The following is an 8,100-nucleotide window of genomic DNA, read 5'->3' as shown; positions in this document are numbered from 1 at the left end:
ATCAATTTTGCAAGGAATCCCCTTTCGAAAGGCCGATTTCCGGCAAATTCGATTTCCACAGATCGTCGGTTTAGGATTCCAAATCAACGGCTTGGGTATTCTTCACGGACGACTATCCACTGGCGCCGGAGTTTGCTGAGGCCCCCCCACCCCGGCCCTCCCCCGCAAGCGGGAGAGGGAGAAGAAAGAAATCAATCCAGCTTGGCTTCCATGCCGCGCCTGGTCGCCGGACGCGCCATCAGCGTGTTGTACCAGCGTTCGACATGGGGGAAGTCCTTGAGATCAACCTTGTGGCGCGGATGCCGCCATGCCCAACCGAGAATGGCGAAATCGGCGACCGACAGCGGCCCCGCCACGAACTCATGGGCCGCGAGGCGGCGATCCAGCACGCCGTAGAGCCTGACCGTCTCCGCCGCGTAGCGCTTCAGGCCATAGGCGCGTTCCGTCTCGTTCTCCAGCGCGATGAAGTGATGCACCTGGCCCGGCATCGGCCCGAAGCCGCCCATCTGCCACATCAGCCATTCATAGACCGGAATACGCTCGATCAGCGGAACGGGCAGGAATTTGCCGGTCTTTTCGCCGAGATAAAGCAGGATCGCGCCGGATTCGAACACGCTGACGCGCTTGCCGCCGGGGCCGTCGGGATCGACGATCGCGGGGATCTTGTTGTTGGGACTGATGGCGAGGAAATCTGGCGCCATCTGCTCGCCCTTGCTGATGTTGACGGGGAAAACCTTGTAAGGCAGCCCCATCTCCTCCAGCGCGACCGAGATCTTGCGGCCGTTCGGCGTGTTCCAGGTGTAGAATTCGATGGTCATTTTTTTGGTTTCCCCCGCTTGGCGGGGTATCCAGTACCCCGGAACCTCCCGAGGTGACAACCGCCGTCGGCGGTGCCGATGGTGACACTATGCGCTGTTGACGGCGCGGCCGCGGCTCTGGAATGTCCCCGCGTCCGCCGATAGATTGCGCGCCCCAGCCCCTTGAGAACCTCGCCTTGTCCAAATCAGCCTCCCGCGCCCGCCTCGCCGAGATCATCCGCAAGCGCTCGTTCGGGCGCGGCGAAATCACGCTGGCCTCGGGCCGCAAGAGCGATTTCTACTTCAACCTCAAGCCGACCATGCTGGATCCCGAAGGCGCCACGCTGCTGGCGGAACTGACCTTCGAGGCGCTGCGGGACGATCAGCTCGATTATGTCGGCGGGCTGGAAATGGGCGCGGTGCCGCTGGCCGGTGCCATCGCGCAGCTGTCCTGGATCAAGGGCCACCCGATCGCAGCGTTCTTCGTGCGCAAGAAGCCGAAGGAACACGGCGCCCGGCTCGCGGTCGAGGGACTGGCCAAGGGCGAGAGCCTGCAAGGCAAGCGCGTGGTGATCGTCGAGGACGTCACCACCACAGGCGGTTCGGCGCTGAAGGCGGTCGAGGCGGTGCGCGATGCCGGCGCCGAGATCGCGCTGGTCTTCACCATGGTCGACCGCGAGGAAGGCGCCGCCGAAACTTTTGCAGAGGCCGGCATCGCGTTCCGCTCGCTGTACAAGGCGGGTGAATTTTTGAAGGGGTGATCGCGGATATACACTCCGCGCGCCCTGCGCCGTCATGCCCGGCCTTGTGCCGGGCATCCACGTCTTGCTTACCGAGCTGACCAAAGACGTGGATGGCCGGGTCAAGCCCGGCCATGACGAAAGAAATGCTTCGGTCCAGCGTCCCCGGTCACCGCTCGTTTACCATCCCGCCCTAATGTGAAGCCGTGCCGGGGCGGCGATCGCCGCGGCCGCTTGGCGGCGTTGGGTGGAGTGTGCGTTGCGTAAGGAATTGACTGATCAGCGCATGCGGCGCCGCATGATGGTTGTTGCCGCCGCCCTGCTCGCCGGCGCAATTGCCGTGACGCCGCGCGCGGCGTCTGCCGAAGGCCTGTTCGATTTCCTGTTCGCCGGCGCCCCGAAACAGCAGCAGCGCCAGGCCGCACCGCAGGCCAATTTCTTTGCCGATCCGTTCGGCCTCAACCAGCAGCCCGCGCCGCCGCCGCGCCAGATGGCGTCGGGCTCCGGTCCGGCATTTTGCGTACGCAGCTGCGACGGCAAATATTTTCCGCTGATGCGCAGCAATGCCTCGCCGGTCCAGATGTGCCAGGCGTTCTGCCCGGCCAGCGTGACGAAAGTCTTCTACGGCAGCAGCATCGACGGCGCGTCCTCCACCACCGGCGAGCGCTATGCCGACTCCGAGAACGCCTTCGCCTATCGCAAGGCGCTGCGCGCCGACTGCACCTGCAACGGCCGCGATCCCGCAGGTCTCGCGCCGGTCGACCTGACGCTCGATTCTTCGCTGCGCTCGGGCGATGTGATCGCCACTACCTCGGGGCTGGTGGCCTATACCGGCGTCAAGCTCGGCGCCAGCCAGACCGCCGAATTCACCCCGGTTGCGTCCTATCCGGGCCTGACCGCCGATGTCCGCGCCCGGCTCGGCGAGATGAAGGTGGCGCCGGTGAGCGCCGAAATGGTCGCCGCCAACGCGCCGCTGCCGGAGACCGCCCGCGATGCCGTGCTGCCCGCGACGTCGGTGCCGAAAACCGTTTCGACAAGAGACAAGCGCGCCGAAGTGAATTAGGCGGTACTCAAAGTCCCTCATGGTGAGGAGCGCGCTTCGCGCGCGTCTCGAACCATCTGGCACGCCGTCCCAACTCATCCTTCGAGACGCTTGCTTCGCAAGCTCCTCAGGATGAGGAGCGAATACTCATCACCGCCCGACGATGACGCCGATCACGTTCGGCGCCGACAGGTATTTCTCCTCGATGTCGGCGCGCGCGGCGGCGCGGTTTTCCGGCGTCAGCAGGCCGCGCTTTTCGGCCAGGATCATCCAGCAATAGCCCCACCAGTCCGTCAGCATGCCCTGGTCGTCGACGAGGTCGTAGCCCTGCTCGGCGGCGAAGATGCGCGCATGCGCTTCGTCGAGCCGGTCGAGAAAGGCGTGGTCCTCGCCGGAAAACAGGTCGTCGCTGAAATCGTCCGTGGTGTAGCCCCACACCGACATGCAGACCGCGTTGAACTCGCGGTCGATCTGGTCGTCATCGACGATCTGGCGGCGCGAGGCCTGGTGCAGCCGCGACAGCGAACGGGCGAAGTCGGCGATGCGGGTGAGCGCGAATTGATCGAAGGCAATGGTGGACATGTAGTCCTCGAAATCCTGAAAGGCCCTAGATATTGTATTGGCAGCGTTCCGAATCACAATGATATATCAAAGACTTGCTAAAGTGTTCTTAATTTGTTCCAGAATAGGCGAACCCGATCAGGAACAGCCAGGCCACTAAACAATTTACAAATGCCGACGATACTCTGCGCGCGTCCGGCGGGAGACGGGTCTCAACCGAACCAGGGAAGCGGCATGCGAGGCATCGTGGCTTTTGCGATCATGACGGCCATTCTGGCAGTGATCGATGCTGCCTTCTTCAAAGGCAAATACCTCAAGGATTCGCAGGATGCGATCACGGGCCTCGCATCGATATCGACGCAAATCGGGCGCCGTTAAGCCGGCGTGTCGGTCATCGCTCGATCTGCAGCAAGCCGACCGCGAGATGCCGGAACGCCGCGACGGCCTTTGCAAGCACAGCGTGAGGATCGTCGGCCGCGGCGACCCAGAGCGAGGCATTGAGCGCCGCGCCATTGAGTAGCCGGGCGGCCGCTTCCGCGTCCACCGGCCTGACCGTTCCCGCATCGATCAGCGCCTGGATGGTTTGCGTCGTGGTGCGGAGACACGCTGTCTGGTTGGGCCATCGCGAGGGATCGCCGAGCACAGCCGGCCCGTCCAGCAGCATGATGCGCTGGATCTCCGGCTCCAGAGCCATCTCGATATAGGCGATGTTGGCGTCGAGAAATCCGAGCCATGGGGTTTTCGCCCGTTCCTGCGCAGCGCGCAGCCGTACCAGCATTTCCGCGTCGATCTGGTCGATCACGGCCTGCAGCAGACCCTTTTTGTCGCCGAAATTGTGGTAGAGCGCGCCGCGCGTCAGGCCGGCTTCGGCGGTCAGATCGTCCATCGACGCCGCCGCATAGCCTTTGGCAGCGAAAGCCGTTCGGGCGGCTCGAATGAGCTTGGCCCGGGTTTCCTCCACCATCTCGGCACGTCGCCTTGCGGCCACCGCAGCTCCCAAAAAATTTGACATACGCAGCGTATGCTTATTGACATACGGCACGTATGCCAGGATATACCGACATACGGGGCGTATATCAATGGAGTGAACCGATGGCCAAACGCGATGCGATCTTCCCTGCCGGCCGGCAAGCGCTTTACGAGATCAACCGCTATTCGGCGGCGATCCGCTCGGGCGACCTTCTGTTCGTCTCGGGCCAGGTCGGCAGCCGCGACGACGGATCGCCCGAGCCGGTGTTCGAAAAGCAGGTCCAGCTTGCCTTCGACAATCTCGCAGCGGTGCTGAAGGCCGCCGGTTGCACGTTCGACGACGTCGTTGACGTGACCAGCTTTCACACCGACCCGGCCACACAGTGGGAGACGATTGCCCCCATTCGACTGAAGGCGATCGGTGAGGCGCCCTACCCGAACTGGACCGCCGTGGGTGTGAACTGGCTGGCCGGTTTCGATTTCGAGATCAAGGTGATCGCGCGGCTTCCGCGGTCCAGTTGATCGATTGCCGGCGAGCGACAAGCATCGTCACGATTTACAACCGTCCCTGTTCAGCTCACATCGCCGACAGCATCCTGTCGCCGCAATAATTGGCGTAGAATTTTCCGCCACACTGCCTGCGGATCGCGGCGCAGCGGGCCGCGGGCGAGGCATTCTTCGCGACGCTGAAGGAGCAGCCGAGGCCGTCGGCGCTCTTGTTACCCTTGCCGGCGGCGAAGGCCGCGCTGGTGGCGCTGATGCAGACCACCAAAAGCGCCGCGGCGGCGATCTCGATCATCAATTTCATGGCGCGGTTCTCCCTCGGCTATCGCGGTATCCCGTCTTCCGAACCTGACGATACACCAAAGCCGGCTCACACGGAGGCCGCAATTCGGCCCGGTCCTTGCATAAAATCATACCTGCGCAGTGCACAACAAGGCTCCCGGCGGTTTCGATCCAAGGGCAAGGCGCGTATGATTCGACGCGGACTTAGAGCTTCAGGGAATTTGCGATTTGCCAAATCAGACTTTCCCAGGGAATTTTCCGGCGCCCGGCCAGCCCATCGACGAGCTGGCGCTGGCCGAGATCAAGAGCGCAATCCTGGTCAAGCTCAGGCTGGCGGTCGGCAAGGACGCCGGCATGGCAACCCGGCGCGACTGGTACAAGGCGGCGGCACTGGCGCTGCGCGACCGCATCGTACACCCTTGGCTGATCACGGAAAAACAGAGCTACGACGAGGGGCGCAAGCGGGTCTATTACCTCAGCCTGGAATTTCTGATCGGCCGGCTGTTCACCGACGCCCTCAACAATATGGGACTGTTGCCGATATTCGAGACCGCGCTTGGCGATCTCGGCGTCGGGCTTTCCGACTTGCGCAAATGCGAGCCGGACGCGGCACTCGGCAATGGCGGCCTCGGCCGACTGGCGGCGTGCTTCATGGAGAGCATGGCGACACTGGCGATCCCGGCCATCGGCTACGGCATCCGCTATGATTTCGGCCTGTTTCGCCAGATCATCACCGACGGCTGGCAGCAGGAATATCCGGACGAATGGCTCGGCTTCGGCAACCCCTGGGAATTCCAGCGGCCGGAAGTGGTCTATCACATCCACTTCGGCGGCGGGGTCGAGCATGTCGAGGCCAAGGGCCGCGACCGCGCGATCTGGCATCCGGCGGAAACCGTGAAGGCCGTCGCCTACGACACCCCGATCGTGGGCTGGCGCGGCCAGCACGTCAACGCGCTGCGGCTGTGGTCGGCGCGTTCGGCCGACCCGCTCAATCTCGACGTCTTCAACACCGGCGACTATCTCGGCGCCAGGGCCGAGGAAGCCCGCGCCGAATCGATCTGCAAATTCCTGTATCCGAACGACGAGAGCCCCGCGGGCCGCGAACTGCGGCTGCGCCAGGAATATTTCTTCGTCTCGGCTTCGCTGCAGGATCTGGTGAAGCGCCATCTCGCCTCCGACGGGCAGTTGCGCGGGCTGGCGTCGAAGGCCGCGGTGCAGCTCAACGACACCCATCCGAGCCTCGCCGTCGCCGAACTGATGCGGATTCTGGTCGACCTGCACAATTTCCGCTGGGACGAGGCGTGGAAGATCACGGTGGCGACGCTGTCCTACACCAACCACACGCTGCTGCCGGAAGCGCTGGAGACCTGGCCGGTCGAACTGTTCGAGCGGTTGTTGCCGCGCCATCTCGAAATCATCTACCGCATCAATGTCGGCCACCTGGCGTTGGCCGAAGCGTGCTGCCCCGGCGATGACGATTTCAAGGCCTCGGTCTCGCTGATCGACGAGAGGTCCGGCCGCCGGGTACGGATGGGACAGCTGGCATTCGTAGGCTCCCACCGCATCAACGGCGTCTCGGCGATGCATTCGGACCTGATGAAGGAGACCGTGTTCCACGATCTCAACCATCTCTATCCGGCGCGCATCACCAACAAGACCAACGGAATCACCTTCCGCCGCTGGCTGATGCTGGCCAATCCGAAATTGACCGACCTGTTGCGCGAGGCCTGCGGCGAGGCCGTGCTGGACGACCCGACGCAACTCTCGCTGCTCGAAGCCCGCGCCAGCGACGCCGCGTTCCAGCAGAAATTCCGCTCCGCCAAACTCCACAACAAGATGGCGCTGGCAAAGCTGATCGGCGAGCGCCTCAACGTCAAGGTCGACCCGGGCGCGCTGTTCGACGTCCAGATCAAGCGCATGCACGAATACAAGCGGCAGCTGCTCAACATCCTGGAGGCGGTGGCGCTGTATCACGCCATCAAGGACGACCCGCGGCGCGACTGGGTGCCGCGGGTAAAAATATTCGCCGGCAAGGCGGCGGCAAGCTATCGCTACGCCAAGCTGATCATCAAGCTGATCAACGACGTCGCCGACGTCGTCAACAACGACCCCGTGATCGGCGGACGGCTCAAGATCGTGTTCCTGGCCGATTACAATGTCAGCCTCGCCGAAATCATCATTCCCGCCGCCGATCTGTCCGAACAGATTTCGACCGCGGGCATGGAAGCCTCCGGCACCGGCAACATGAAGCTGGCGCTGAACGGCGCGCTGACCATCGGCACGCTGGACGGCGCCAATATCGAGATCCGCGACCACGTCGGCGCGGAAAACATCGCGATCTTCGGCATGGAGGCGATGGACGTGGTGGTGCGGCGCAAGCAGGGGCTGGATGCCGGCGACGTGATCCGGGGCTCGCCGCATCTTTCACGCGCCATCAGCGCGATCGGGTGCGGCGAATTCTCGCCTGGCGATCCCGACCGGTTCGAATCGATCGCGCATGCGCTGCGCCATCTCGACCACTACATGGTCAGCGCCGATTTCAATTCCTATTACGACGCCCAGCGCGGCATCGACGCACGATGGCAGGTGGTGCCGGCCTGGACCAGGGCTTCCATCCTCAACGTGGCGCGGATGCCGTGGTTCTCGTCCGACCGCACCATCCGGGAATATGCCGGGGAAATCTGGGACGTGCCGGTGCGGCCGGCCCCGCATCCGGCGTTGCTGGAGCCGGGGGTGCAACGCGGCGGAGCGCGCTGATTGCGGCGAGCGGAAATCCATTACCTCCGGCGTCATTGAATTGAGCCGGATAGCCGTGATACTGCGTTGATCTCTCAGCGTCATTGCGAGCGCAGCAATCCATGCATCAACAGCACGAAAGATGGATTGCTTCGCGGAGCCTGTCATCGGGCGGCGCTTCGCGCCGACCCGTTGGCTCGCAATGACGGATGAAGCACCAGCCGAATTTCCGAGGACCTTCATGCTGACCAAGGCCCAGCACCTCTTCGACGACGCCACAAAGGTCACCGCCGGCGACAGCCGCTGGCAAGGCCGCACCAGCGACGATTACTGGGCCTTTGTCGGCCCGTTCGGCGGCGCCACCGCCGCCACCATCCTGCGGGCGCTGATCGATCATCCGGAGCGATCAGGCACGCCGCTCGCCCTCACCGTCAACTACTGCGCGCCGATCGCGGCCGGCGCCTTCGAT

The 8,100-nt window shown here is 63.6% G+C and carries 10 protein-coding genes; 6 read left to right on the top strand and 4 right to left on the bottom strand.

Going from position 1 to position 8,100, the window contains the following annotated elements; translation table 11 throughout:
- Positions 1–191 precede the first annotated feature (191 nt).
- Complete coding sequence (locus Q7U29_RS16560; protein WP_304743272.1) at positions 192–818, bottom strand: glutathione S-transferase family protein; 627 nt, start codon at positions 816–818, stop codon at positions 192–194.
- Between the two features lie 176 nt (positions 819–994).
- On the opposite strand from Q7U29_RS16560, the gene pyrE reads away from it, so the two are divergent.
- Together pyrE and Q7U29_RS16550 are read left to right on the top strand one after the other, a co-directional pair.
- Positions 995–1,558, top strand: a complete 564-nt coding sequence (gene pyrE / locus Q7U29_RS16555) for an orotate phosphoribosyltransferase (RefSeq protein ID WP_304743270.1) — start codon at positions 995–997, stop codon at positions 1,556–1,558.
- A gap of 277 nt (positions 1,559–1,835) precedes the next feature.
- Positions 1,836–2,600: a DUF2865 domain-containing protein gene (locus Q7U29_RS16550; RefSeq protein WP_304743268.1), complete on the top strand. Its 765-nt coding sequence runs from the start codon at positions 1,836–1,838 to the stop codon at positions 2,598–2,600.
- Between the two features lie 129 nt (positions 2,601–2,729).
- Here the strand turns inward: Q7U29_RS16550 and Q7U29_RS16545 are convergent, their stop codons facing one another.
- Entirely contained in the window at positions 2,730–3,161 is a 432-nt protein-coding gene (locus Q7U29_RS16545; RefSeq protein WP_304743266.1) for a hypothetical protein, read from the bottom strand.
- 150 nt (positions 3,162–3,311) lie between these two features.
- Here Q7U29_RS16545 and Q7U29_RS16540 point away from each other — a divergent pair, with 150 nt between their 5' ends.
- On the top strand, positions 3,312–3,518 hold the full coding sequence (locus Q7U29_RS16540; RefSeq protein WP_304743263.1) for a hypothetical protein: 207 nt from the start codon (positions 3,312–3,314) through the stop codon (positions 3,516–3,518).
- 13 nt (positions 3,519–3,531) lie between these two features.
- Here Q7U29_RS16540 and Q7U29_RS16535 read toward each other — a convergent pair whose 3' ends face one another.
- Positions 3,532–4,128 (bottom strand): TetR/AcrR family transcriptional regulator, encoded by a 597-nt coding sequence (locus tag Q7U29_RS16535; RefSeq protein WP_304743261.1) that lies wholly within the window; start codon positions 4,126–4,128, stop codon positions 3,532–3,534.
- Positions 4,129–4,232: 104 nt separating this feature from the next.
- On the opposite strand from Q7U29_RS16535, the gene Q7U29_RS16530 reads away from it, so the two are divergent.
- A complete protein-coding gene (locus Q7U29_RS16530) occupies positions 4,233–4,631 on the top strand; it encodes a RidA family protein (protein WP_304743259.1) in 399 nt (132 codons plus the stop codon).
- A 55-nt stretch (positions 4,632–4,686) separates the two neighbouring features.
- Here the strand turns inward: Q7U29_RS16530 and Q7U29_RS16525 are convergent, their stop codons facing one another.
- Entirely contained in the window at positions 4,687–4,917 is a 231-nt protein-coding gene (locus Q7U29_RS16525) for a hypothetical protein (RefSeq protein ID WP_304743257.1), read from the bottom strand.
- Positions 4,918–5,123: 206 nt separating this feature from the next.
- Here Q7U29_RS16525 and Q7U29_RS16520 point away from each other — a divergent pair, with 206 nt between their 5' ends.
- On the top strand, positions 5,124–7,652 hold the full coding sequence (locus tag Q7U29_RS16520; RefSeq protein WP_304743256.1) for a glycogen/starch/alpha-glucan phosphorylase: 2,529 nt from the start codon (positions 5,124–5,126) through the stop codon (positions 7,650–7,652).
- Between the two features lie 220 nt (positions 7,653–7,872).
- Positions 7,873–8,100: acyl-CoA thioesterase domain-containing protein (locus Q7U29_RS16515; RefSeq protein WP_370691768.1), on the top strand; the 228-nt coding region annotated here is incomplete at its 3' end.

The organism is Bradyrhizobium sp. (assembly GCF_030654605.1).
Taxonomy (GTDB): domain Bacteria; phylum Pseudomonadota; class Alphaproteobacteria; order Rhizobiales; family Xanthobacteraceae; genus Bradyrhizobium.
The sequence above is the reverse complement of the archived record's forward strand: the minus strand, read 5'-3'. Positions and strand labels throughout refer to the sequence as shown.